Here is a 23,452-nt window from a genome sequence, read left to right as displayed (position 1 = left end):
CTTCGGCTTCTTAAGCCGTCGCTTCTTCCTTGAAAAACCGTTCGTCGTCCAGCCGCACCGACACGAGTTTGGATACGCCGCCTTCCTCCATCGTCACGCCGTACAGCACGTCGGCTTCTTCCATCGTGCCTTTGCGGTGGGTGACGACGATGAACTGCGTCTCCGCCGAGAACTCCCGCAAATATTGCGCGAACCGGGCCACGTTCGCTTCGTCCAGCGCCGCTTCGACCTCGTCGAGCACGCAGAACGGAACCGGCTTGATCCGCAAAATCGCGAACAACAGGCCGATCGCGGTTAACGCCCGCTCTCCGCCGGAGAGCAACTGCAGGTTTTGCAGCTTTTTACCCGGCGGCTGCGCGATAATCTCGATGCCCGAATCCAGCGGCTGCGACGGGTCGGTCAAAACCAGATCGGCCCTTCCCCCGCCGAACAGCTTGGTGAATACGCCGGCGAACTGGGTCCGGATCTGGTCGAACGTCGTTTTGAACCGCTTCGACATCTCTTCGTCCAGTTCGCGGATGACCTGATACAGCGCGGTTTTGGCTTCGATCAGGTCGTTTTTCTGGCCGTTCAGGAATTCGTAGCGCTCGGATACGCGCTGGTATTCCTCGATCGCGCCGAGATTGACTTCGCCCAGCAGCGAAATTTCCCGTTTCAGCTCGCGCACCTTTTGCTGGGCTGCCGGAACGTCCTCCGGCACCGGATATTTCCGCTTCGCCAGCTCGATGCCGATCTCGTAATCCTCCGACAGCTTCTTCAGCAGGTTGTCCAGCTCGACATCCAGCCGGTTGACTTTGATTTCGGTCTGATGAAGCTCGTCTTCGACCCGCTTCAGCTCGTTGCGCTGCTCGCGGGTTTCGTCCTCCGCCAGCTCCAGTTGCTTCATCCATTCGGACCGTTCCGCCCGCTTCCGTTCAAGCTGCTCGCCGAGCTTCTGCTTGCGCAGGCGAAGCTCGTTCAGCAGCTCGGTCTGGCCGCTCTGGCGCCGCGCATTCTCGTCGATCTCCGCCCGGGCGACCGCCAGTCGGTCGCGATGATCCGCCAGCTCGGCGACCAGAGCCGCCCGTTCCGCTGCGAGCCGGTTGACGCGCTCCTCGGCGGCGCGTTTCTCCTGCGTCGCCGACGCGACCTGCACCTTGATCGCCGTGAGCTGCTCCTGCAGCTCCTCCTTCAGCGATTCGCTCGCCTTGCGGGCCGCCTCCGCCTCGCGGATCGCCTGCTGCAGCTCGGCTTCGCGCTTCGTCAGCTCGGCCGCCTCCTTCTCCGCGGCGTCGCGGCGCTCGACCATCGCGCGGCTCTCCTCGCGCAGCAGCTCGGCGTCCTGGCGCAGCAGCGCCGTCTGCTCCGAAAGCTTGCCGCTCTGGCTTTCCAGCCCGCTCAGCTCCGACAGCAACTGCTGCTCGGAGACTCTCAGCGTCTCGCCTTCGGTGCGCAGCTCTTCCAGCCGTTTGTTGTCGGCCAGCAAGCTGTTGCGCACCTGCTCGGTCTGCTGCCTCAGTTTCGCCAATTGGGCTTCACACTCGGCGATCTCGCCGGCAAGCTCCTCGATCTGGCGCTGGCGGCCCAACAGATTGGCGGTTTTTTTCACCTGGCTGCCGCCCGTCATCGATCCGCCGGGGTTGACGACATCGCCGTCGAGCGTGACGACCCGGTACCGGTACTGGCAGCGCGACGCGATCCGGTTCGCGTCCTCCAGCTTCTCCGCGATCAGCACCGTGCCGAGCAGGTTCTCCGCGATCGACCGGTACGGAGCGTCGAAGCCGATCAGATCGACGGCGACGCCGACGAATCCGGCGCATTCCGCAACCGCCCGGCGCTCCATGTCCCCTACCGAACGTCCGCGAATGACGTCCAGCGGCAGGAACGTCGCTCGTCCCGCCTGGCGGCGCTTCAGGAACGCGATCGCTTCCCGCCCGTCGCGCTCCGTCTCCACGACGATATGCTGCAGCGCCCCGCCGAGCGCCGTCTCCACCGCAGTCTCCAGCTCGGCCGGCACGCGAAGCAGTTCGGCGACCGCGCCGTGAATGCCGTGCAGCTCGCCCCGCTGCTTGGACTTCAGCACTTCCTTGACGCCGTAGGCAAAGCCGTCGTAATCGTTCTGCAGCTCCAGCATCGTCTCCCGTCTGGAACGCAGGCCGTCCAGGCGCTGCTCCCACTTGCGAAGCGCGGCTTCCGCCTCCGTCAATGTCGCCTGGCGGCTTTTGGCGCTCTGGCTGATCCGCGCGTATTCGTCGCGCACGGCAATTAGCCGCCGCTGCAGCCCGTCAAGCTGCTCCCGACGCTCGCGGCGTCCCGATTCGGCTTCGTCCGCTTGCTCGGCCGCGCGCGAAAGTTCTTCCTCCAGCCGCTCCAGCCGGCGGGCGAGCTGCTCCAACTGCTGTTCGGCGTAGCGCGCTTCGTTCCGCTTCTGGGCCATCTCGCTCAGTGTGTCGATCAGGCGCGCCTTCAGCTCTTCTTCTGAAGCATCGCTCACCGACCGGCTCACCCCCAGCAGGCGGAGCTCCTCCTCGCGCAGCTTCGCCTCCAGTCCGGACAGCTTGCCCGACAGCTCCGCAAGCTCCGCCTGGGCCTGGCGAAGCTCCTCGTCCTTCGCGGCCGCCCGCGCTTCTTGGGCCTCGATCGCCTGCTCCAATTCGGCGAGGCGGCCGGTCAAATACTTTTGCCGCTCCTTCAGCACTTCGCTCTGGCCTTCGCCCTTCTCCAGCTCGCCCGATACGAGCAGCAGCTCTTCCTGCAGCCGCTCGACCTCTTCCTCCAGGCGCTTGGAGGCGTGCCGCTGCGTCTCCAGTTGGGCGTCATGCTTGCCCACGACCGCGGACAGCTCCAACTGGCGGGCACGCAGCCGCTCCAGCACGACCTTCTGCTCCTCCCAGGAGCTGCTGAGCTGCTCGATCTGATACACATACAGCGCGATCTCCAGCGACTTGAGCTGCTCCTTCAGCTCCTTGAAGCGCACGGCTTTTTCGCTCTGGCGGGCCAGCGGTTCGAGCTGATCCTCCAACTCCGACACGAGGTCGTGAATCCGCAGCAGATTTTGCTCGGTGTCGGCCAGCTTTTTCTCCGCTTCACGCTTGCGGGATTTATATTTGACGATGCCCGACGCTTCCTCGAAAATGCCGCGCCGGTCCTCCGACTTCGTGCTCAATATTTCCTCGATCCGGCCTTGGCCGATGATCGAATACGCTTCCTTGCCGATGCCGGTGTCCATGAACAACTCGGTAATGTCCTTCAGCCGGCAGGCCTGCTTGTTGATATAATATTCGCTCTCCCCGCTGCGGTGGATGCGGCGGGTGATGGTCACTTCGTTGAAGTCGAGCGCCAGCGCCGAGTCGGAATTGTCGAGCGTGAGCGACACTTCGCCGTAATTCACGGCTTTGCGCGAATCGCTTCCGGCGAAGATGACGTCCTGCATATTGCCGCCGCGCAAGCTTTTGGCGCTTTGTTCGCCGAGCACCCACCGGATCGAGTCCGAAATGTTGCTTTTGCCGCTTCCGTTCGGTCCGACGACGCCGGTGATGCCGCGCACGAATTCCAATTCGGTGCGGTCGGCAAACGATTTGAAGCCGGATAATTCCAATCTTTTCAAAAACAAGACGCTCACCTCAGGTCCGATTGTACCACAACGGACTCCGGTCCCGATAGAGACCGGAGTCTGACATAATGTCCGAGCCGTCGAACGTATATTGTTCCGTAACGACATCTACAAAGGAGGAAACCGCATGAACCGCCCGTCCAACGACACGAGCGCGGGGCAGGTCAATCCGGGGGCTTACGGGAACTGGAACCCGGCTGCCGCCCAACAGACTGCGGCGAATGCGCAGAGCGTCGCGCAGATGTACAATCCGCCGGCTGCGGCGCAAACATACGCGTCGCCGGGCGTAAAGCCGAACGTCCAGCCGCCGAATGCCGCCAACGTGCAAGCGCAATCCCCCTACGGATCACCGATGCCCAACCAGTTCCGCTACTACGTCCCCTTCCGCGGTCCGTTCGATCCCTGTCCGCCGATTGCCGTCAAATGGTATAACGTCCCGCCCAACTTGTTTCTCGGTTTTCAGCCGCCGAATTTGCCCCAGTTCCCGCCGCAGACCGCGCTTCGAGCGGGCACGCTCTGGCCGGCGCTGTACGGCCCGTATCCGCCGAAATCCGGTTGAAAGGAGGACGGACGATGAAAGCCGTCGACAACCAATATTATCAGATGCTGCTGGAAATCCAGACGATCGACTTCGTGCTCGTCGAATTGACCCTGTATCTGGACACCCATCCCTGGGATACGCAAGCCCTCCAGCAGTTCAATCAGTTCGCCCAGGCGAGAAAGCCGATCGTCCAGGCGTTCGAGGCCGCCTACGGCCCGCTGTCCGGATTCGGAACAAGCGTCGAGGTCGGGGAGACGTGGCGTTGGAGTCAGACCCCCTGGCCTTGGCAGGTATAGAGCGTATCGGGGACTGCCCTCCGTGACGGGCAGAGGCATTTCTTCCGGATCCCGAATGAAAGGAGACGAAACCGTTGTGGATTTATGAGAAAAAACTGCAATATCCGGTGCGGGTCAGCAAATGCGATCCGATGATGGCCAAGTTCCTGATTGAGCAGTACGGCGGCGCGGACGGCGAACTGGCCGCCGCCCTGCGGTATTTGAACCAGAGGTATACGATTCCGGATAAAGTCATCGGGCTGCTGAATGACATCGGAACCGAAGAATTCGCCCATTTGGAAATGATTGCCACGATGGTGTACAAACTGACCAAAGACGCGACCGTCGAGCAATTGGAAGCGGCCGGACTTGGCGCCCACTACGTGAACCACGACCGCGCGTTGTTCTACAACAACGCCGCCGGCAACCCTTGGACGGCTACATATATTCAAGCCAAGGGCGATCCGATCGCCGACCTGTACGAGGATATCGCGGCCGAGGAAAAAGCGCGCGCGACGTACCAATGGCTGATCGACATGACCGACGACGTGGACCTGCAGGACAGCCTGAAGTTCCTGCGGGAGCGCGAGATCGTACACTCCCAGCGGTTCCGCGAGGCGGTCGAAATTCTGAAGGCCGAACAGGAGTCGAAAAAGTATTACTGATCCCGGAGCGACTCAAGCGCTTGTCTGGCCGCCTGCTGCTCTGACTCTTTTTTGGAGCGCCCGTATCCGGTTCCCATGCATACGCCGTCCATGCGCACTTCGGATATAAACTGCTTGTCGTGCGCCGGACCGCTCTCCGCCACGATGCGGTATTCCGGCGTGCCGAGATTGCGCTGCTGAGCGTATTCCTGCAGACGCGTCTTGTAATCCGTCACCTGCGGCCCGTCGTCTTCGTCCACGAACGGAAACAGATGCTCCTCCAGAAACGCCCGGACGGCATCCAAGCCCCGATCGAGAAACAAGGCGCCGACAAACGCTTCGAATACGTCCGCGAGCAAGGCGGGCCGATTGCGTCCTCCCGTCTGCGCCTCGCCCTTGCCGAGCAGCAGAAAATCCCCGAACTCAAGCCGTTTGGCGAATTTGACGAGCGAAGGCTCGCAGACGATCGACGCCCGCCGCTTGGTCAGCTCGCCTTCGGAGCCGTCCGGATGGCGGCGGTATAAATATTCCGACACCGCCAGCTCCAGCACGGCGTCGCCGAGAAATTCAAGCCGCTCGTTGTCCGCGTGGCTGGAGCGGTGTTCGTTGATCCAGGACGAATGCGTAAACGCTTCTTCGAGCAGTTCGTAGCGCCGAAACGGCAGGCCGAGCTTTTGCTCCAGTTCCTTCAAGCTGCGTTGCATCCCGAGCTTCCTCCTTTTCACGCGGGCAGACCGGGTTCCCGTCACCGGGCAAAGGATGTCCCTGGAGCGGAACGCCTGCGGGCTGATTCCTCTCCACGGACAACGTTTGCCGACGAGAAACCGGCTGTTCCGGCATCAGCAGGAAAACCGGCGAATTCGCCGGTTTTTCCGCTATCACGCCTTGGCCCCCGGTGTTCGGGAGCCGTTTTCGTTTCAAGCTTCGAATTTCTTCAACACGATCGTGGCGTTATGTCCGCCGAAGCCGAACGAGTTGGACATCGCTACGTTGACGTTTGCCTCGCGCGCTTGGTTCGGCACATAATCGAGATCGCATTCCGGATCCGGGGTGTCCAGGTTGATCGTCGGCGGAATGACGCCGCGTCCGATCGTCAGGCCGCAGATGACCGCTTCGATCGCGCCGGCGGCGCCCAACAGGTGGCCTGTCATCGACTTGGTCGAGCTGACCGGCACTTTGTACGCGTACTCGCCGAACGCCGTCTTGATCGCGTCGGTTTCGGCCTTGTCGCCGACCGGCGTCGAAGTGCCGTGCGCGTTGATGTAATCGACGTCCTCCGGCTTCAGCCCGGCGTCCTCCATCGCTTTCACCATGCAGCGCGCCGCGCCTTCGCCGCCGGGAGCCGGATCGGTCATGTTGTACGCGTCCGCGCTCATGCCGTAGCCGACGACTTCCGCGTAGATGCGGGCTCCGCGCTTCCGCGCGTGCTCCAGCGATTCCAGCACGAGCACGCCCGAGCCTTCGCCCATCACGAAGCCGTCGCGGTCCGCGTCGAACGGGCGGCTCGCACGCTGCGGCTCGCCGTTGCGGGTGGACATCGCCCGGAGCGCGCAGAATCCGGCCATGCCGGTCGGACGAATCGTCGCTTCCGCGCCGCCCGCGATCATCACGTCGGCATCGCCGCGCTGGATCAGCCGGAACGAATCGCCGATCGAATGCGTGCCCGTCGCGCAGGCGGTAACCGCCGTCGTGTTGGGACCTTTCGCCCCGGTCAGCATCGACACTTGTCCGCTCGCCATGTTGGCGATCATCATCGGGATAAAGAACGGGCTGACCCGCTTCGGTCCTTTTTCAAGCAGCGTCCGGTGCTGGTCTTCCCAGGTTCCCAAGCCGCCGATGCCGGATCCGATGATGACGCCGACGCGTTCCGGTTCCGCATTGTCGCCGATCGCGATACCCGCGTCCCGGAGCGCCATCTTGGCCGCGGCGACCGCAAACTGCACGAAGCGGTCCGTCCGGCGCACGTCACGTTTGTCCATATATTGTTCGGGATCGAAATCCTTGATTTCGGCAGCAATTCGCGTCGCATAATCGGAGACGTCGAACGACTCAATGAGCGATACGCCGGATTTGCCTTCGACCAGACTGTTCCAGAACGTTTCCAAATCGCGACCGAGCGAGGTCACAACCCCCATCCCGGTAATGACGACTCTTTGTTTCATTCCTGTCTCCCCTACGTTTCATCAAAAATAGCAGGCTAGCGGATCTATACGTAAAAGCGCCTGATGTAAGGAGAAGTCCCGTTCTCGCAAACGGGACCATCCACAGCATCAGCTATGCGCTTTTATGTATTCGACTACTTCTCCTACCGTGGTGATTTTCTCCGCATCTTCATCGGAGATTTCCAGATCGAATTCGTCTTCGAGCTCCATGACCAATTCAACCACATCGAGAGAGTCAGCGCCGAGATCCTCTTTGAAGGAAGCTTCCAGCGTGACTTCCGCTTCATCCACGCCAAGACGGTCGACTACGATCTTTTTAACACGCTCCAATACATCGGACATCCGGTTCACCTCCTTCAAGTATTATACGGGAACGTCCGGCAAATTGCCAGAGTCTAATCTTTACATAAACATGCCGCCGTCCACATGGATCGTCTGGCCGGTCATATAGGACGCGTCGTCGCTGACCAGAAACCGCACCGCTTTGGCGATGTCCTCGGGTTCTCCCAGCCTCGCCAGCGGAATTTGTCCGAGCAGCGCGGCTTTCGTCTCCTCCGACAGCTTGTCGGTCATATCCGTCGTGATGAAGCCCGGAGCGACGCAGTTCACCGTAATGTTGCGCGAGGCGAACTCCTTCGCCATCGATTTGGTCATGCCGATGACGCCCGCCTTGGCCGCCACATAGTTGGCTTGCCCCGGGTTGCCGAGGGAACCGACGACCGAAGCGATGTTGACGATGCGTCCGTAGCGCTGCTTCATCATCGGGCGGATCGCCGCCTTGACGCAGAGGAACACGCCTTTCAGGTTCGTGTCGATGACCGCGTCGAACTCTTCTTCCTTCATCCGCATGACGAGATTGTCGCGCGTAATGCCGGCGTTATTGACTAGGATGTCCAATTTCCCGAATTCATCCAGCGTGCGCTTAAACATCTCTTCCACCTGGGAGCTGTCGGACACGTCCGCGCGGATCACAATCGCCCGCCGGCCGAGAGCCCGCACCCGGTCAGCCGTCTCGTTCGCCGCGGCTTCGTTGCCCGCGTAGTTGATCGCAACGTCGGCCCCCGCCTCGGCCAAGGCCAGCGCGACCGCGCGGCCGATGCCGCGGGAAGCGCCCGTTACCAGCGCCGTTTTGCCTTGCAGCGTCATCGTTTATTCTCCTCCCTGCAGACTAAAGTTTTTAATGGCCGCCAACGAATTCAACGAGAATACCCGGACCGATTTGTCCGTCTTCTTGATGAGTCCGGCCAGCACGGTGCCCGAGCCGATCTCGACAAACGTATCGACACCCTGTCCGATCATCCAGCGCACGGAATCCTCCCACAGGACGGGAGCGCTGACTTGACGGACAAGCAGCTCGCGGATGGCGTCCGGATTCGTCTCCGCCCGCGCCGTGACGTTGGCGACGACCGGGACGGACGGCGCGCGAAGCTCCGTTTCCGCCAGCTTCGCGGCAAGCTTGTCCGCGGCCGGCTTCATCATGGAAGAGTGGAACGGTCCGCTTACCTCCAGCGGGATCACCCGTTTCGCGCCGGCCGATTTGCCGTTGTCGACGACGTACTGCACGCCTTCGCGCGAACCGGACACGACGATCTGGCCGGGACAGTTGACGTTCGCCAGCTCGACCGCACCCGCTTGCGCGGATGCTTCCCGACACAATTGCTCCAGCGCCTCGCGCTCCGCCCCGAGCACCGCGGCCATCGCGCCCAGACCGGCCGGCACGGCGCCGTCCATATATTCCCCCCGCGCGCGGACGAGCTTGACCGCATCCTCGAACGACAGCGCGCCCGCCGCGACGAGGGCGCTGTACTCGCCCAAGCTGTGGCCCGCCGCGTAATCCGGCTTCACGTCCGGATGCGCGGCGCGGAACGCTTCCAGATAGGCGATGCTTGTCGCGAGCAGCGCGGGCTGCGTATGGTACGTCAGCTTCAACTGATCCTCGGGTCCCGCGAACACGAGATCGGTCAGCCGGAAGCCCAGAACTTCGTCCGCCCGGTCATACGCAGCTCTGGACGCCGGGACGGCGTCATAGACGTCCTTGCCCATGCCGACGGCTTGCGCCCCTTGCCCCGGAAAAACAAACGCGATTTTACCCATTCCGTACTTTTCTCCTTTGCCCGAAACTAACGGCGGAATCCTCCCGCCTCACCAAACCAGAACCGACGCGCCCCACGTCAGGCCGCCGCCGAAGCCGACCAGCACGATCGTGTCGCCTTCCTTCAGCCGGCCCTCCTCGACCGCCTCGGCCAGCGCGAGCGGGATCGAAGCGGCAGACGCATTGCCGTACTTGTGAAGGTTGATCATGCATTTTTCCTCCGGCAATTCCAGCCGGTTCAGCGCCGACTGGATGATGCGGATATTGGCCTGATGGGGCACCAGCAGATCGATGTCCGACTTGGTGAGCCCCGCTTTTTCCACCGCTTCCTCGGCCGCTTGGCCCATGATGCGCACAGCGAACTTGAACACCTCGCTGCCCGCCATATGAATGTAGTGTTTTTTGTTCGCGACGCTTTGCTCGCTGGACGGGCAACGGGAGCCGCCGCCCTCCAGCTTCAGCAGATCGCCGCCGGAACCGTCCGCGCCCAGCACAAACGACTTGAAGCCGCGCTCCGGAGGAACTTCCCCAAGCACGACCGCCCCAGCGCCGTCTCCGAACAAAATGCACGTATTGCGGTCCGTATAATCGGTAATTTTCGACAGCGTCTCCGCGCCGACAACCAGCGCATATTTGTACAGGCCCATCGCGATAAAGTTTTGCGCGTTGGCGAGCCCGTAGATAAAACCCGAGCAGGCCGCGGACAAATCGAACGCCGCCGCTTTTTTCGCGCCGAGCCGTTCCTGCAGCACGCAGGCGGTCGACGGGAATGCCATATCCGGCGTAATCGTCGCCACGACGATCAGATCCAGATCTTCGGCGGACAGGCCCGCGTTCGCAAGCGCCTTGACGGCCGCCTCGTAGGCGAGGTCGGACGACGCCTGCTCCGCCGATGCGATGCGGCGTTCGCGAATGCCGGTACGGGTCACGATCCACTCGTCGTTCGTCTCGACCATCTTCTCCAGATCGGCGTTTGTCAATACCCGCTCCGGCACGTAATGTCCGGTTCCGAGAATTCCTACTGATTTAAGCATAAGTGCGCAACCTCATTTTCTGCTGAATTCCGATGCGATTGTTTGGACCAATTGGTGCCGGACTTCCTGATACGCCTGCTTGATCCCGTTGGCGAACGCCTGCGCATCCGAAGAACCGTGCGCTTTCACGCAGACTCCGTTGACGCCCAGCATCGGAGCGCCGCCGTACGTGGCGTAATCCATCTTGCTGCGGAACCGGCGAATGCCCGGGGCGAGGACGGCCGCGGCCAGCTTCGTCCAGAGCGACGAAGTGAACTGCTCCTTCAGCGCCTTAAACACAGCCGTCGCCGTGCCCTCCATCGACTTCAGCATGATGTTGCCCGCGAAGCCGTCGCAGACAAGCACGTCGCAATTGCGGAACAACACGTCCCGGGATTCGACGTTGCCGATGAAATTCACCGGCGCCCGCTCCAATTGTTCGAACGCCGCCTTCGTCAGCTCGTTCCCCTTCATCGGCTCCGTGCCGACATTCAGCAGCCCGACCCGAGGCTTCTCCATCCCGTGAACGCGGGACCGGTACAGACTGCCCATAATCGCGTATTGAACCAGATGCTCCGGCGTCGAATCCATGTTCGCGCCGAGATCGAGCGCCAGCATGCCAACGCCGTCCATCGTCGGAAGAATCGGCGCGAGAGCCGGCCGTTCGATGCCTTCGATCCGGCCGACGACGAGCAGTCCCGTCGCCATCAGCGCCCCCGTGTTGCCCGCGGATACGAGAGCGTCGGCCTGGCCTTCGCGAACCATCCGCCCGGCGATGACCATCGAGGATTGCTTCTTGCGGCGAACGGCTTTGGCCGGTTCGTCGTCCGCTTCGATGACCTCCTCCGCGGCGGCAAGCGTCACGTTTGACGGTTTCCCCGCCGCCCGGATCATCGGCTCCACCTCCTCCGGCTTGCCGACCAGAATCAATTCCGCGTCCGGCAGTTCCTTCGCCGCCCGCAAGGTCCCCTCGACGGCTGCGGCCGGCGCCTTGTCGCCGCCGTGAGCGTCAATCGCGATGCGCATCCGGTACTCCTCCTTTGTGCAGTTCGTGCTCGTCCTTGGCGGCAAAACGATAAATGATGAAATGCCCTTCCACCACCAATTCGTCCCCGACATACGTCCGGACATCGACGCGCGCCACGCCTTTTTTGCTGGTCGGCCGGACGTAGCCTTTGGCGACGCACCTCTCGCCCAGCCTCACGGGCCGGATGTAGCGGATGTTCGCCGACGCGGTCAGCGCTTTATCGCTGTTGAACAGGGCGATCGCCAGAGAGTTCGCCTGCGCGAACAGATGATGCCCCCTCGCGATGCCGGTTCGCTGAAATACATGCTCCGTTCCGATCTCCAGAATCGAGATGCCGCTCTTGTCGAGCTGCAGGTCGATCACTTCGCCGATGACCTCGTGAATCGCCAGCGAACGGACCTCGTCGACGCCCGCGGCGATCGACTTGATCCGTTCGCGCACTTCGGGTATTCCCAGCTCCAGGCGGTCAAGGCGGATCGTCTGGATGCTGACGCCGAACTGCTTCATAAGCGCCTCGTCCGTCACGAACGGATTTTGTTCGATGGTTCGTTTGAGTTGTTCCTGCCTGACCTTTTTCGGCAGCCGTTCGATGGCAGGCACCCCCCGTCGTGCGGATAATAAAAGCTCCTCTTATCACCAGATACTAAGTGTTAGTATATAGAATTACGCGCGGAAAAGAAAGTCGGGACGGCGCCGCGGCGCAAAAAGGCGGCAAAATCCCCGCCCGGAACCGGTCGCGAACCGTCTGCGCGGCGCTGACTCCGGCCGGGCGGAAACCGGACGGAGCCCGTCTCGTTCCCGAAAAAAACGCCCCGCTTGTGCGGGGCGTTTTTTCGATTCATCTTATTGCTTGATGATCTCTCTTTTCTTATACGTGCCGCAGGTCGGGCAGACGCGATGAGCCAGTTTCAGCTCGCCGCAGTTGTCGCATTTTACCATGCCCGGTACACTCAGTTTGAAATGAGTACGGCGCTTGTCACGGCGGGTTTTCGATACTTTACGAAAAGGAACTGCCATGTTTCCCACCTCCTTCAACGAATTGCGTCCATGGGCCAATCATTCTTCTTTCTTAAACCAATCGGCCAACGCCGCCAGTCTCGGGTCGACCGCCACTTCGTTCTCGGCATCGGGAAATACGTTGCGGTTCACGCCCGAAGTCGTCAATCCGCGGCATTCTTCCTGACAAACCGGAACATAAGGCAAGGCGAGCAAGATGCTCTGCTCCACGTATGGCTGCAAGTCCACTTCCTCGTCGTCTGCGACCAGATGCAGATTGTCCCGTTCCTCGTCCAGCAGCTCGGAGTCCCGAGTGAACGATTCGTCGAACGGCACACGCAGCTCGCGGCAGAATGGGCTCAGACAGCGCGAGCAGACGAACTCGACCCGCACATCCAGAATCCCGGTTACGCCGATCATTCCGGATGAGGCGTCCGCAGTCAATTCCGCAGTCGCCGGCCCGCAGTTCCGGCAATCCGCATTTCCCGCGAAAACCGCGTCTATCGGAAACGATTGCTTCCACTGTCTCTGCCGTTTCTTCGCTGTCCATTCTCGAACGTTGAGCAGCACCTAGATCACTCCAAACAAACAAAAATAATTATATCGACGGCCTGCCTGGTTTGTCAACATTTACTTCTCATGTGCCGGTCGTTTACAATTTGGGCGAGGTGATGACCGGTGAGAGCGGTCGGACTGATTGTGGAGTACAATCCGTTGCATAACGGTCATGTGTATCATTGCCGGGAAAGCCGGCGTTTATCAGGAGCAGACGCCGTCGTCTGCGTCATGTCCGGCCATTTTCTGCAGAGGGGAGAGCCCGCTCTCGCAAACAAATGGGCGCGGACGGAGATGGCGCTGAGAATGGGAGCGGATCTCGTGCTGGAGCTGCCGGTCGCGTACGCCTGCCAGCCCGCCGAATGGTTCGCGTACGGCGCCGTGTCCGTGCTGGACGCGACGGGCTGCGTGGACGCGCTCTGCTTCGGCAGCGAATCCGGCGACCTGCGATCGCTCGACGCGGCGGCCGGCGTGCTGGCTTCCGAGCCGCCTTCCATGCGGGAAGATCTGCGGACGCGGCTGAAGTCGGGAGTCCCGTACCCCGCCGCCTACGCGGGAGCGGCAGCCGAGGCCATCCGCCGCCAAGCGGAGGACGCGGGCGCGGAGGCGCCCGATTTGTCCCAGCCGAACAACAGCCTGGGGCTGCACTATCTGCTGGCGCTGCGCCGCCTCCGAAGCCGCATCGAGCCGCTTACGATTCCCCGGCTCAAAGCCGGCTACCTGCAGCGCGAGATTACCGACGAATCGATCGCCAGCGCGACGGCGCTCCGCAGGCTGCTCGGCGAAGGGGCGGATCTGGACGCGCTGAAGCCTTACGTTCCCGCTTCGACGCTGGACGTGCTGCGCTCGGAGTGGCGGGCGGGCCGCGCCCCGATGAGCTGGGACCGGTTCGCGGGCGCGCTGTTTCACGAGCTGTACGCGGCGGACGCGGACGAGCTCGCGTTGCGGTTCGACGTGCGCGAGGGCATCGAGAACCGGCTGAAGCAAGCGCTCGCCGGCGGCGGCTTCGATCCGCATTCGCCGGGCGCGGTGGACCGGCTGCTGGACGCTCTCAAGACGAAGCGCTACACCCGGACGGCTCTGCAGCGGATGCTGCTGCGTATTTTGCTGCACCACCGCAAATCGGATTTGCCGCCGGAGCGGCTGGCCGCGGGCGCCCCTTACATACGGGTGCTCGGCTTCACGGGCCGCGGCAGAGAACTGCTGAAGCGAATGCGCCGCACGGCCCGGGTTCCCGTCGTCGTCCGGGCCGCCGCCTCCGACGATCCGTGGCTGGCGATGGACATCCGGGCTTCGGCCGTATACGCGCTCGCATACCCGCGCCGCCAACCGGACGCCGTCCGCTGGGACTACACGCGCCCGCCCCTTCAACTGGACCGTTAACGCAGGCTGTTCCACTCCCGCACGGCGGCGATCGCTTCTTCGAACGTCGCCACGGGCCGAACTTCCATCCCTTCGTGCCGTTTGTTCGCCAGCTCCCGCGCCTCCGTCCCGTTGGCCGTGGCGAAGCTCAGCCCGCAGGAACCGGCCGGCCGGTCGGCCGGCACCAGCACGAGCTTCGCGCCCGCAAGCGCGGCCGCTTCGAGCTTCTGAGGAATGCCCCCGACCGGGCAGACGGCGCCGCGCTCGTCGATCGTGCCGGTTGCGGCAATCACGTCGTCCGGCGAAGTTTCGCCTAGCGTCCCTCCCAGGCGGGCGTACGCTTCGAGGGCGAACGGAAGCCCGGCGGACGGACCGCCGACCTCCTTCACGTCGATCCGGATCTGGAGCGCCGGATCGTCCGCCGCCAACTCCCGCAGCTCCGTCGCGACGAGCCCCGACGCTTGCCACTTCCGCCCGTCGTCTCCGGGAGGCAGCTCCGCCTCCGCCACCAAGTTCGTCCGGACGCCCTCGGTGAACCGCTCCAGCTCGATCCGCCGCTTCGTTCGAGGCTCCGGAATCCCGCCCGCCCCGGCGGAACCTTCCGTCCACGCCGACTCCAGCGACGCCAGATCCTCGACCGGCTTCCCGTCGACGGCAACCAGCCGGTCGCCCGGCAAAATATGCTCCCGCCAGGGCGAGCCGGGCTGCACTTCTTGCACATAGACGCCGAGAATGCGCTCGCCGAACGGGATGCCGAGCTGCCGGTACGCCGCGCGGATGGCATCGTGCTGGGCCCCTTTCATCAGCACCAGCATCCGCCCGCCGTATTCCCGGACGGTCTCTTCGCCGAACACCTGGCGTTTCGTGCGCACCTCGGCAACGGGGTCGAGCCACTCTCTCAGCGCGCCCGCAACCGTCAATTCCGACAGCTTCACCGTCAGCATCCGAATGGAAGCGCCTCTGTGTTCTTGTCCTTGATCTTGATCTTGATCTTGTTCTTGCTCTTGTTCGGTCCCCATGCGGACAAACGGCTCGACGGACGCCGCTTCTCCGGGGGCATAAGCGTACAACGGCACGGGAATGCGGCTGACGGCCGTCAACACCGCGAACGTCGCGGCGAACAGCCCGGCGAACAGGAACAGCTTCGATCGGCGCCCTGTCGGGGATGACTGCTCCGGCGCAAAAAACAAACAACGGCTCCGCAGCCGCCTCTCCCGGCGATATTCGTCCACAAGCTTCCCCCTTCCCGTCGGCGGCTTGGTCTATCTGACCGCAGCCGCAGCATACACATGATTACAGCCGTATTCTTGTCCGATTCTACTCCCTTACAGCAGGAGGGTTCAGCCTCTTATGACCCAACGCGCTCGCACGGGCAGCCGGGCCTTGACGTTTGCCGTCGCGGTCGCCGCGATGATCCCGGTGCTCGGCATCCTGTCCCATCCCGAACCCGTATTCCGCGCTTCGATCGGCGGGCTGGAGTTGTGGTGGAAAATCGTCTTTCCCGCCCTGCTGCCTTATCTCGTGCTGATCGACGTCATGCGCGGATACGGCGTCTTCCAATCGCTTGGCCGCCCGTTCGAGGGGTGGATGCGGCGGGCGTTCGGCCTGCCGGGCGAAGCGGCCTTCTGCCTCTGGCTGGGCGCGGCGGCCGGACAGCCTTCGGCCGCGACGGTCGTAGCCGACCTGAGCAAAGCCGGCCGTCTGACGCGCAGCCAGGGCGAACGTCTGCTCAGCCTGTCGCATCTGTCCAGTCCGGCCGTCATCGTCACCGTCGTGGGCGTCGGCTGCTTCGGCAGTTGGCGGACGGGAGTCTGGCTGGCGGCGATCCATTTCGCTTCGGCCTTGCTGGCCGGCATCGCGCTGACCGGCTCCCGCCGGGGACTCCCGCCCTCTGGGATCGCCGCCGAAGCTTCGCCCGCTCCGGACCGGACGGCCCCGTCCCTCGGACGCCTGCTCGGCGAAGCGGTGTCTTCCAGCGTGCAGCGGCTGTTTCTGCTCGGCAGCTACATGATGCTCGCCGCCGTCTCGCTGGAGCTGCTTCGCCAGACCGGCTGGATATCGCGGACCGGCAGCGGCCTGCCCGAGACGGCTGCCGCCGCGTTCGCCGATTCCCTGATCGGCGCGCTTGCCGCTTCCCGGCTCGGCTCGCCTCAAGCGGCGGCGGCGATCGCGAGCTTCGCCCTCGCCTGGGGCGGCCTCAGCAGCCACGCCCAGACGTTCTCCATGACGATCGGCACCGGCCTGCGATACGCTCCTTACGCCGCCGGCAGGCTGCTGCACGGCTTGATCGCCGCAGCCGCGGCCTGGCTGCTCTGGCCGATCAGCGGCGACCGCTCCGCCTCGGCGACCGGCGTCTTCGCCTATGCACCGGCAGGTTCCTCCGGTTCCGGGCCGCTGTGGGAGACCGCCACCGCGGCGGCTCCGCTGTTCTGGATCGTGTCGGCGGGCTTCGCCGTTTTCTGCGCCCTCGCCTGCGGACTGCTCGGCCTGCCGCACCGGCGCAAGCGGGACAACGCCCGCTAACCGGCTGCGGCTGCCGGACCGCGTTACGGCGCGAATTTCCGGATCAGCGCCTGTTCGACCACCGGCGGCACCAGCTCGCCGACGGGGCCGTGGTAACGCGCGAGCTCCCGCACGATGCTGGAGCTTAAGAACGAATACTTCGGATTCGTCATCATAAAAAACGTCTCGATCTGCTCATCCAGCTTCTGGTTGATCGAAGCCATCTGCAGCTCGTATTCGAAGTCCGAGACGGCCCGAAGCCCTTTGACGATCACCTGCGCCTTTTTGAGCCGCATGTAGTTCACCAGCAAGCCGTCAAACCTGTCTGCCTCCACGTTCGGCAAATCCGCCGTAACCTCCCGCAGCAGCTCAAGCCGCTCGTCCACGGAAAACAGCGGCTGCTTCGACGAATTGACGCCGATCGCGACGATCAGCTTGTCGAACACCTTGGCCGCCCTGGCGATAATATCGAGATGCCCCATCGTCACCGGATCGAAGCTTCCGGGATAAACCGCGATTTTATATTCCTTCTCCACTTTGCGCATGTCCGTTGTCTACCTTCCCTCTCGCCGTAAGTGCCGGTCCGTCTGCCGACGCCCGTTCGGGTGCGTGCCGGAACACGGCAATCGCCGTATCCCCGTATTCCGCCCGCCGAACGTTCACCAGCGCCCCGCATCGATCCGGGACCGGATCGTTCGCGTCCTGCTCCGTCACGACCGTCGCGCCTTCCGACAGGAGCGCGTACTCCTGCAGCTTGCTCAGCAGCTCCGGGATGATTTTCATCCGGTACGGCGGATCGAGGAACACGAGATCGAACGCCGCGCCCCGCTTGGCCAACGGCTTGAGCGCCCGCAACGCGTCGTTGCGGTACACCTCCGCCCGATCCGCGAACCGGGCCGCCTCCAGATTCCGGCGGATAACCGCAAGCGCCTTCGGGTCGGCGTCGATAAATACGCCGCCGTCCATTCCCCTGCTGATCGCTTCGATGCCGAGTCCGCCCGTGCCGGCGAACAGATCGAGCACCCGTCCGCCGTCGAAATACGGCCCGATGATGCTGAATATCGCTTCCTTCACCTTGTCCGTCGTTGGTCTCGTTCCCGTGCCGGGAACCGCCTTCAGCGCGATTCCTTTTGCCGATCCCGATATGATCCGCATACATCCACATCCTGTTGTCCGATTGCTTCTCCGCCCCATTGCGGAAGCGGTTCCGAAATCATCTGTTATCGTACCACATTTTTGCGGCTTGTAAAAAAATTTTTCCTCCTCGCGTATAGATATCCGCCAAGCGGACATCCTGAAAGTAACGGCAGCGATGCCGTAGACAACCGCGGAGAAGACTTACGTTTCCCCATAAGCTCTTCGTCCGGTTTCTCCTCTCCCATGATGGGGCCCCGCAAGGGGCCCCGAATTTTTTTGCCCCCCGTTGCGGACGCTCCCGCTCCGTCGGCCTGATCGCGCGCCCCCGTCAAAACTGGCCATTGACGGATGTTTGCATTTCTCATATGATGAAAGTGAATTCGACAACCCATACGCTTGGGCGTGTTACTGGTCATGCAGGCATGAGCCCGAAAAGATTCCGTAGATGTTCCTATTGGCTGCGGTTCTTTTCGGGCTTTTCTGTTTTTTCGGCGGCATGGCCGGAAAACGCGAAGCGCAGACTGTCCATTGGAGGGATGAGCGCATGATGGGCGGGAGCCGTTTGCGGATCGAGCGGAATATCGGCAACAACGTGGTGCTGGCGCGCAACCCGGCGACGGGCACGGAATACATTCTGCTCGGCAAAGGTCTCGGCTTCGAAGCGAAAGCCGGCGCGGCCTTGGATGCCGACGATCCGCGGATCGAGAAAAGGTATACGCTCGATCAACATGCAAACGGATACAGCGCCATGTTCGAAGCGATCGACCAGACGGTCGCGAACGTCTCGGTCGCGATCATCGAACAAATCACGCGCGAACTCGGCCCGTCGCTGAATCCGCAGGTATACGTGACGCTGCCCAGCCACATTCAGTTTGCCGTCTACCGGCTCCGCAACCGGATGGACATCCTGAATCCGCATTTGCAGGAAACGAAACTCTGTTTTCCCCGCGAGTACGAAATCGCGAAAAAAGCGGCCCGGATGATCGCCGACACGTTCGGCGTCCGCGTGCCCGAAGACGAAATCGGCTTCCTGACCCTGCACGTGCAGGCGGCCGCAAGCAGCGTGCCGGTCGGACAGTTGATGAAATTCTCGAACCTGACGTCCGATCTCATCGATTATCTGGAACGGCGCCGGGGAATCCGGATCGACCGGGACGGGCCCGATTACGTCCGCCTGGTCGCGCATTTGCGGTTCTCCATGGAACGCATCTCCCGTGGAAAGCCGGAGCATAACCCGTTCCTGGACGAAATCAAAACGAAGTACGGCGACGTGTACCGGCTCGCATCGGAGATGGCCTCGATCATCGAAGAACGTCTCAAGACGACGGTGAAAGACGACGAAGCGGCTTATCTGGCTATGCACTTGTACCGTTTGTTCCAAAAATATCCGCAATCACCGGCAACTTAGAAGGAGGTTCTCCTATGCGGAAATGGTTCTCGAAAACCCAAACCGTGGCAATCGACTCGCCGCTCGAAGGGCGGTCCGTTCCGCTCGAGCAGGTGCCCGACGAAGCGTTCGCGCAAAAAATGATGGGCGACGGCGTCGCCATCGAACCCGCTTCGGGACGGCTGACCGCTCCGTTCGACGGCAAGATCGCGCACCTCATCGACACGCGGCACGCCGTCATCGTCGAGCACGATTCCGGCCTTCAGGTGCTGCTGCATATCGGCATCAACACCGTGGCGCTGGGCGGAAGGGGATTCGCCGCTCACGTGCGGACGGGCGACCGCGTGCGGTCCGGCCAACTGCTGATCGAATTCGACCCGAAGGCGATCGCCGAAGCGGGCTTCCGCCCGATCACTCCCGTGGTGATCGCCAACGAAGACATCGCCGCCGGCGTCGAGCGCAAATACGGAGCCGTGCGGGAAAACGAAAAAGCGATTCTGAAGGTGTCCCTGAAAACTTGACCGAACGCTGCGCCATGATCCTTTTATCCCTGTGAGGAGGAGGCTGTTCCCATGTTCGCTTTTTTGCAGAAACTCGGGAAAGCGTTGATGCTGCCGGTTGCGGTGATGCCGGCGCTTGCTCTGCTGCTGCGCTTCGGCGCGATCGATTACGAGAACGATTTCAAACTCGGCGAGACGGTCGGGGGGTTCCTGAACCAGTATATCGCCCCGTTTATGCTGGCCGGCGGCTCTGCCATTTTCGACAACCTGCCGCTCATCTTCGCCGTCGGCGTCGCCATCGGCCTTGCCGGCGATGCGGTCGCCGCGCTGACCGCCGTCATCGCGTACATGGTGCTGACCAAAGTGCTCGCGGCCGTTCCGGCGGCGTTCCCCGGCATCGTCGGCGCCGACGTGAAGCTGAATATGGGCGTGCTCGGCGGCTTCTTCGCCGGCGGGATTGCCGCGTTCTTCTACAAGAAATATCACAAGATCCAGCTTCCCGATTGGCTTGGCTTCTTCAGCGGCAAACGGTTCGTGCCGATCGTCACCTCCATTGCCATGGTCATCATCATGATTCCGGTCGGTCTGGTCTGGGGGCCGATCCAGGAGGTGCTCGACAAGTTCGGCCGCTGGGTCGTCGATCTGGGCGGCATCGGAGCCTTCATATTCGGCACGGGCAACCGTCTGCTGATTCCGATAGGCTTGCACCACGTCATGAACTCGATCGCCTGGTTCCAGATCGGCGACTTCACGGACGCCGCCGGCAAAGTCGTGCATGGCGACCTGACGCGGTTTTTAGCCGGAGACAAAACCGCAGGCATGTTCATGACCGGCTTCTTCCCGATCATGATGTTCGCCCTTCCGGCCGGCGCTCTGGCGATCGTGCACGCCGCCAAGCCGGAGAAACGCAAGGCGATCGGCTCCGTCATGGTCGGCGCCGCGCTCGCTTCCTTCCTGACGGGAATTACGGAACCGCTGGAATTCGCCTTCATGTTCGTAGCGCCGGTGCTGTACGGCATTCACGCTGTGATGACGGGGTTGTCCGGTCTGATCACCTACGAGCTCGGCATCAAGCACGGCTTCGGGTTCTCGGCCGGATTCATCGACTACGTGGTCAACTATCCGCTGGCGACCAAGCCGCTGCTTCTGATTCCCGTCGGTCTGGCGTTTGCGGTCGTGTACTATTTCTTGTTCCGGATTTTGATCGCGAAGTTCGATATCCCGACCCCGGGCCGCGAGAAGGACGAGGAGCCCGCTGGCGGTCAAACCAAACCGGCAGGCTCGGGCACGCTGCACGACAAAACGGTCCGAGTGCTGCATGCGATCGGCGGTTCCGACAATGTCATCAGCGTTGACAATTGCATCACGAGGCTGCGCCTGGTCGTCAAGGACGACAAGCAGGTGCAGGACAAAACGCTGAAGGCTTTGGGCGCCGCCGGCGTGATCCGGCTGGGCTCGGGCAGCGTGCAGATTATCTTCGGCCCGGAATCCGAACGGATTCGCGACGAATTGGACAAATGGCTGGAGAAGTAACCCCTCTCCGCGGAAACAACAGCGGCGACAGGCCGCCTTGACCGGCGGCCTCCGTTGTTATCGCAATTCCGGCGAACCGACCGATTCGATCGCCGCCTATAAAAATATAAAACGGGAGTGAGTGCCATGCAAGCGCAATTCACCGTACAAAACCAGTTGGGCATCCATGCCCGTCCGGCGCGCAAAATCGTCCAGACCGCCGCCGCTTTTCCCTGCGACATTTATCTCGAAAAGGACGGAAAACGGGTCGGAGCCAAAAGTCTCGTGAACGTGCTGACGTTGGGCGCGAAATACGGCAACGTCATTACGATTATCGCCGAAGGCGAGCGGGAAGAAGAGGCGGTTCGCGAGATCGGCGCGATCATCGAATCGCCGATCGAAAAGGTTGAATGGAAATGAGCGCGCTCCGGTTAAAAGGCATCCCGGCCGCGCCCGGTTACGCCATTGGCCGCGCCTGGGTGCTCGACCGTGAGACGCGCGGCTCCGTCGAACGGCGCAGCGTCGCGGATGTCGCGGCCGAGCTGGAACGCCTCGACCGGGCCGTCTCGGCGGCGAAAGCCGATATCCGCGGCCTGATAGACGAAGTGCGCCGCAGGCTGGGAGCCGAGGAAGCGGAAATTTTCGAGGCGCATCTGCTGCTGCTGGAGGACGAGGAATTTATCGGCCGCGCCCGAACGCGGGTCGCCGAACAAAGCCGCAACGCCGAGTCCGCCCTCCACGAGACGGCGGAGGAAATCGCCGGAACGCTCGAAAGCATGGACGACGATTACATGAAGGAGCGCGCCGCGGACATCCGCGACGTGGGCCGAAGGCTGATCGGGCATTTGACAGGCGCGGACGGCAACCGCAGCGTCCGGCCGGCAGGCCCCCTCGTGTTGATCGCGGGCGACTTGACCCCTTCGGAGACGGTCCGGTTTCAAGGGACCGCAGCCGGGTTCGCCACCGCCGCCGGCGGCCGGACCGCCCATGCGGCGATTCTGGCACGGGCGCTCGGGCTGCCGGCGGTCGTCGGCATCGGCGAGCGGGTTCTGGCCGTCGAGAACGGCAGCGTCGTCGTCGTCGACGGAACGACCGGCGAGCTGCTGGCGAATCCGTCGCCGGACGAATTGGAACGTTACCGCGAGCTGCAAGCCCGCTACGAGCAAAGACGCCGCCGGCTGCTTCCCTATCGAAATCTCCCTTCCGTCACGGCCGATGGAGCTTCCGTCGAATTGGCCGCCAACATCGGAAGTCCACTCGACGCGGAAGCCGCCGCCGACAACGGCGCGGAAGGCGTCGGGCTGTTCCGGACGGAATTTCTCTATATGCAGCACGACGCCCTGCCTGGCGAAGACGAGCAATTCGAAGCGTACAAAAGCGTCGCGCTCCGCTTCCACGGCCGGCCGGTCGTCGTCCGGACGCTGGATGTCGGCGGCGACAAAGAGCTGAAGGCACTCCCGCTTCCGAAGGAAGACAATCCGTTTCTCGGGGTGCGCGCCATCCGGCTTTGCCTGAACCGCAAAGATTTGTTCCGCACCCAGCTTCGCGCTTTGCTGCGGGCGTCGGTGTACGGGACCATCAAGATCATGTTCCCGATGATCGCCACGTTGGCCGAATGGCGCGAGGCCCGGGCGCTGCTGGACGCGGCGGCCGGCGAGCTCCGGCGCGAAGGCGTCCCGGTCCCGGACAGGCTAGAGGCGGGCATCATGGTCGAGGTTCCTTCCGCGGCCGTCCTCGCGGACCTGTTCGCCAAGGAAGTCGATTTTTTCAGCATCGGCACCAACGACCTCGTCCAATACGTGATGGCGGCCGACCGCATGAACCCGGAGCTGGCCCGATTGAACGACCCGTTTCACCCCGCCGTGCTCAGACTGATCCGCGGCGTGGTCGAAGCGGCCCGACGCGAAGGCAAGCGGGTCGGGATGTGCGGCGAGATGGCGGGCAACCCGCTGGCGGTGCCGCTACTCCTGGGACTCGGGCTCGACGAATTCAGCATGAGCGCCGGATCGATCCTGCCCGTTCGGGCGCTTATTTCCCGCCTGAACCGGAGCGAGATGTCCCGGCTCGCCGAGGAAGCGCTGAAGCTGGACGATCCCGATGCGATTCGTTCCCTGATCTTGCGAGCCGTCCCCGGTCTGGCCGATCCGGATTAAAC

The 23,452-nt window shown here is 62.7% G+C and carries 24 protein-coding genes; 10 read left to right on the top strand and 14 right to left on the bottom strand.

Annotated elements, in window-relative coordinates; translation table 11 throughout:
- Positions 1-10: 10 nt before the first annotated feature.
- Positions 11-3,592, bottom strand: coding sequence for a chromosome segregation protein SMC (gene smc, locus FE781_RS01390; protein ID WP_138787866.1), 3,582 nt, complete (start codon positions 3,590-3,592; stop codon positions 11-13).
- Between the two features lie 352 nt (positions 3,593-3,944).
- Between smc and FE781_RS01385 the strand changes: the two genes are divergently transcribed.
- The 3 genes from FE781_RS01385 to FE781_RS01375 all read left to right on the top strand — a co-directional run bounded on the left by FE781_RS01385 (position 3,945) and on the right by FE781_RS01375 (position 5,073).
- On the top strand, positions 3,945-4,151 hold the full coding sequence (locus tag FE781_RS01385; protein WP_138787865.1) for a spore coat associated protein CotJA: 207 nt from the start codon (positions 3,945-3,947) through the stop codon (positions 4,149-4,151).
- A gap of 14 nt (positions 4,152-4,165) precedes the next feature.
- Positions 4,166-4,429 carry a spore coat protein CotJB gene (locus FE781_RS01380; RefSeq protein WP_138787823.1) on the top strand — a complete coding sequence of 88 codons (264 nt, stop codon included), beginning with the start codon at positions 4,166-4,168 and terminating at the stop codon, positions 4,427-4,429.
- Positions 4,430-4,503: 74 nt separating this feature from the next.
- Positions 4,504-5,073 (top strand): manganese catalase family protein, encoded by a 570-nt coding sequence (locus tag FE781_RS01375; protein WP_138787822.1) that lies wholly within the window; start codon positions 4,504-4,506, stop codon positions 5,071-5,073.
- Here the strand turns inward: FE781_RS01375 and rnc are convergent.
- The 10 genes from rnc to FE781_RS01325 all read right to left on the bottom strand — a co-directional run bounded on the left by rnc (position 5,067) and on the right by FE781_RS01325 (position 12,762).
- The gene (gene rnc, locus FE781_RS01370; protein WP_138787821.1) at positions 5,067-5,756 is read right to left on the bottom strand and encodes a ribonuclease III; all 690 of its coding nucleotides are present in this window, start codon (positions 5,754-5,756) and stop codon (positions 5,067-5,069) included. The two genes, FE781_RS01375 and rnc, sit on opposite strands and share 7 nt — an antisense overlap.
- 213 nt (positions 5,757-5,969) lie before the next feature.
- Positions 5,970-7,214 (bottom strand): beta-ketoacyl-ACP synthase II, encoded by a 1,245-nt coding sequence (fabF, locus tag FE781_RS01365; RefSeq protein ID WP_138787820.1) that lies wholly within the window; start codon positions 7,212-7,214, stop codon positions 5,970-5,972.
- 108 nt (positions 7,215-7,322) lie between these two features.
- Entirely contained in the window at positions 7,323-7,556 is a 234-nt protein-coding gene (gene acpP, locus FE781_RS01360) for an acyl carrier protein (protein WP_138787819.1), read from the bottom strand.
- Between the two features lie 60 nt (positions 7,557-7,616).
- Positions 7,617-8,360 carry a 3-oxoacyl-[acyl-carrier-protein] reductase gene (fabG, locus tag FE781_RS01355; RefSeq protein ID WP_138787818.1) on the bottom strand — a complete coding sequence of 248 codons (744 nt, stop codon included), beginning with the start codon at positions 8,358-8,360 and terminating at the stop codon, positions 7,617-7,619.
- Between the two features lie 3 nt (positions 8,361-8,363).
- Positions 8,364-9,308: an ACP S-malonyltransferase gene (fabD, locus tag FE781_RS01350; protein WP_138787817.1), complete on the bottom strand. Its 945-nt coding sequence runs from the start codon at positions 9,306-9,308 to the stop codon at positions 8,364-8,366.
- A gap of 48 nt (positions 9,309-9,356) precedes the next feature.
- A complete protein-coding gene (locus FE781_RS01345) occupies positions 9,357-10,340 on the bottom strand; it encodes a beta-ketoacyl-ACP synthase III (protein WP_138787816.1) in 984 nt (327 codons plus the stop codon).
- 12 nt (positions 10,341-10,352) lie between these two features.
- Positions 10,353-11,345 carry a phosphate acyltransferase PlsX gene (gene plsX, locus FE781_RS01340; protein WP_138787815.1) on the bottom strand — a complete coding sequence of 331 codons (993 nt, stop codon included), beginning with the start codon at positions 11,343-11,345 and terminating at the stop codon, positions 10,353-10,355.
- Positions 11,329-11,946 (bottom strand): transcription factor FapR, encoded by a 618-nt coding sequence (gene fapR, locus FE781_RS01335; RefSeq protein ID WP_246067978.1) that lies wholly within the window; start codon positions 11,944-11,946, stop codon positions 11,329-11,331. The genes plsX and fapR overlap by 17 nt, the downstream gene beginning before the upstream one ends.
- 243 nt (positions 11,947-12,189) lie before the next feature.
- Positions 12,190-12,363, bottom strand: a complete 174-nt coding sequence (gene rpmF / locus FE781_RS01330; RefSeq protein WP_138787814.1) for a 50S ribosomal protein L32 — start codon at positions 12,361-12,363, stop codon at positions 12,190-12,192.
- A 39-nt stretch (positions 12,364-12,402) separates the two neighbouring features.
- On the bottom strand, positions 12,403-12,762 hold the full coding sequence (locus tag FE781_RS01325; protein ID WP_138787813.1) for a YceD family protein: 360 nt from the start codon (positions 12,760-12,762) through the stop codon (positions 12,403-12,405).
- Between the two features lie 258 nt (positions 12,763-13,020).
- Here FE781_RS01325 and FE781_RS01320 point away from each other — a divergent pair, with 258 nt between their 5' ends.
- Positions 13,021-14,280, top strand: coding sequence for a nucleotidyltransferase (locus tag FE781_RS01320; protein WP_138787812.1), 1,260 nt, complete (start codon positions 13,021-13,023; stop codon positions 14,278-14,280).
- Here the strand turns inward: FE781_RS01320 and FE781_RS01315 are convergent.
- Positions 14,277-15,491 (bottom strand): PDZ domain-containing protein, encoded by a 1,215-nt coding sequence (locus FE781_RS01315; protein ID WP_138787811.1) that lies wholly within the window; start codon positions 15,489-15,491, stop codon positions 14,277-14,279. The genes FE781_RS01320 and FE781_RS01315 overlap by 4 nt on opposite strands.
- 118 nt (positions 15,492-15,609) lie before the next feature.
- On the opposite strand from FE781_RS01315, the gene FE781_RS01310 reads away from it, so the two are divergent.
- Positions 15,610-16,782 carry a nucleoside recognition domain-containing protein gene (locus FE781_RS01310; RefSeq protein ID WP_138787810.1) on the top strand — a complete coding sequence of 391 codons (1,173 nt, stop codon included), beginning with the start codon at positions 15,610-15,612 and terminating at the stop codon, positions 16,780-16,782.
- Positions 16,783-16,805: 23 nt separating this feature from the next.
- On the opposite strand, the gene coaD is transcribed toward FE781_RS01310, so the two are convergent.
- On the bottom strand, positions 16,806-17,306 hold the full coding sequence (gene coaD / locus FE781_RS01305; RefSeq protein WP_138787809.1) for a pantetheine-phosphate adenylyltransferase: 501 nt from the start codon (positions 17,304-17,306) through the stop codon (positions 16,806-16,808).
- Positions 17,281-17,916 carry a 16S rRNA (guanine(966)-N(2))-methyltransferase RsmD gene (gene rsmD, locus FE781_RS01300; protein WP_138787808.1) on the bottom strand — a complete coding sequence of 212 codons (636 nt, stop codon included), beginning with the start codon at positions 17,914-17,916 and terminating at the stop codon, positions 17,281-17,283. The genes coaD and rsmD overlap by 26 nt, the downstream gene beginning before the upstream one ends.
- Before the next feature lie 526 nt (positions 17,917-18,442).
- On the opposite strand from rsmD, the gene FE781_RS01295 reads away from it, so the two are divergent.
- From FE781_RS01295 to ptsP, 5 genes are all read left to right on the top strand, one after another.
- Entirely contained in the window at positions 18,443-19,306 is an 864-nt protein-coding gene (locus tag FE781_RS01295) for a PRD domain-containing protein (protein WP_138787807.1), read from the top strand.
- A gap of 14 nt (positions 19,307-19,320) precedes the next feature.
- The gene (locus FE781_RS01290) at positions 19,321-19,806 is read left to right on the top strand and encodes a PTS sugar transporter subunit IIA (RefSeq protein WP_138787806.1); all 486 of its coding nucleotides are present in this window, start codon (positions 19,321-19,323) and stop codon (positions 19,804-19,806) included.
- Between the two features lie 51 nt (positions 19,807-19,857).
- Positions 19,858-21,318, top strand: coding sequence for a PTS transporter subunit EIIC (locus FE781_RS01285; protein ID WP_138787805.1), 1,461 nt, complete (start codon positions 19,858-19,860; stop codon positions 21,316-21,318).
- Positions 21,319-21,444: 126 nt separating this feature from the next.
- Positions 21,445-21,717, top strand: coding sequence for an HPr family phosphocarrier protein (locus tag FE781_RS01280; protein ID WP_138787863.1), 273 nt, complete (start codon positions 21,445-21,447; stop codon positions 21,715-21,717).
- Positions 21,714-23,450, top strand: a complete 1,737-nt coding sequence (gene ptsP, locus FE781_RS01275) for a phosphoenolpyruvate--protein phosphotransferase (RefSeq protein WP_138787862.1) — start codon at positions 21,714-21,716, stop codon at positions 23,448-23,450. Before FE781_RS01280 ends, ptsP begins: the two co-directional genes overlap by 4 nt.
- Positions 23,451-23,452 lie beyond the last annotated feature (2 nt).

The sequence above is a fragment of the Paenibacillus thermoaerophilus genome (assembly GCF_005938195.1).
GTDB lineage: Bacteria > Bacillota > Bacilli > Paenibacillales > Reconciliibacillaceae > Paenibacillus_W > Paenibacillus_W thermoaerophilus.
Note: the sequence above shows the minus strand (reverse complement) of the source record. Positions and strands in the feature narration are given on the sequence as shown.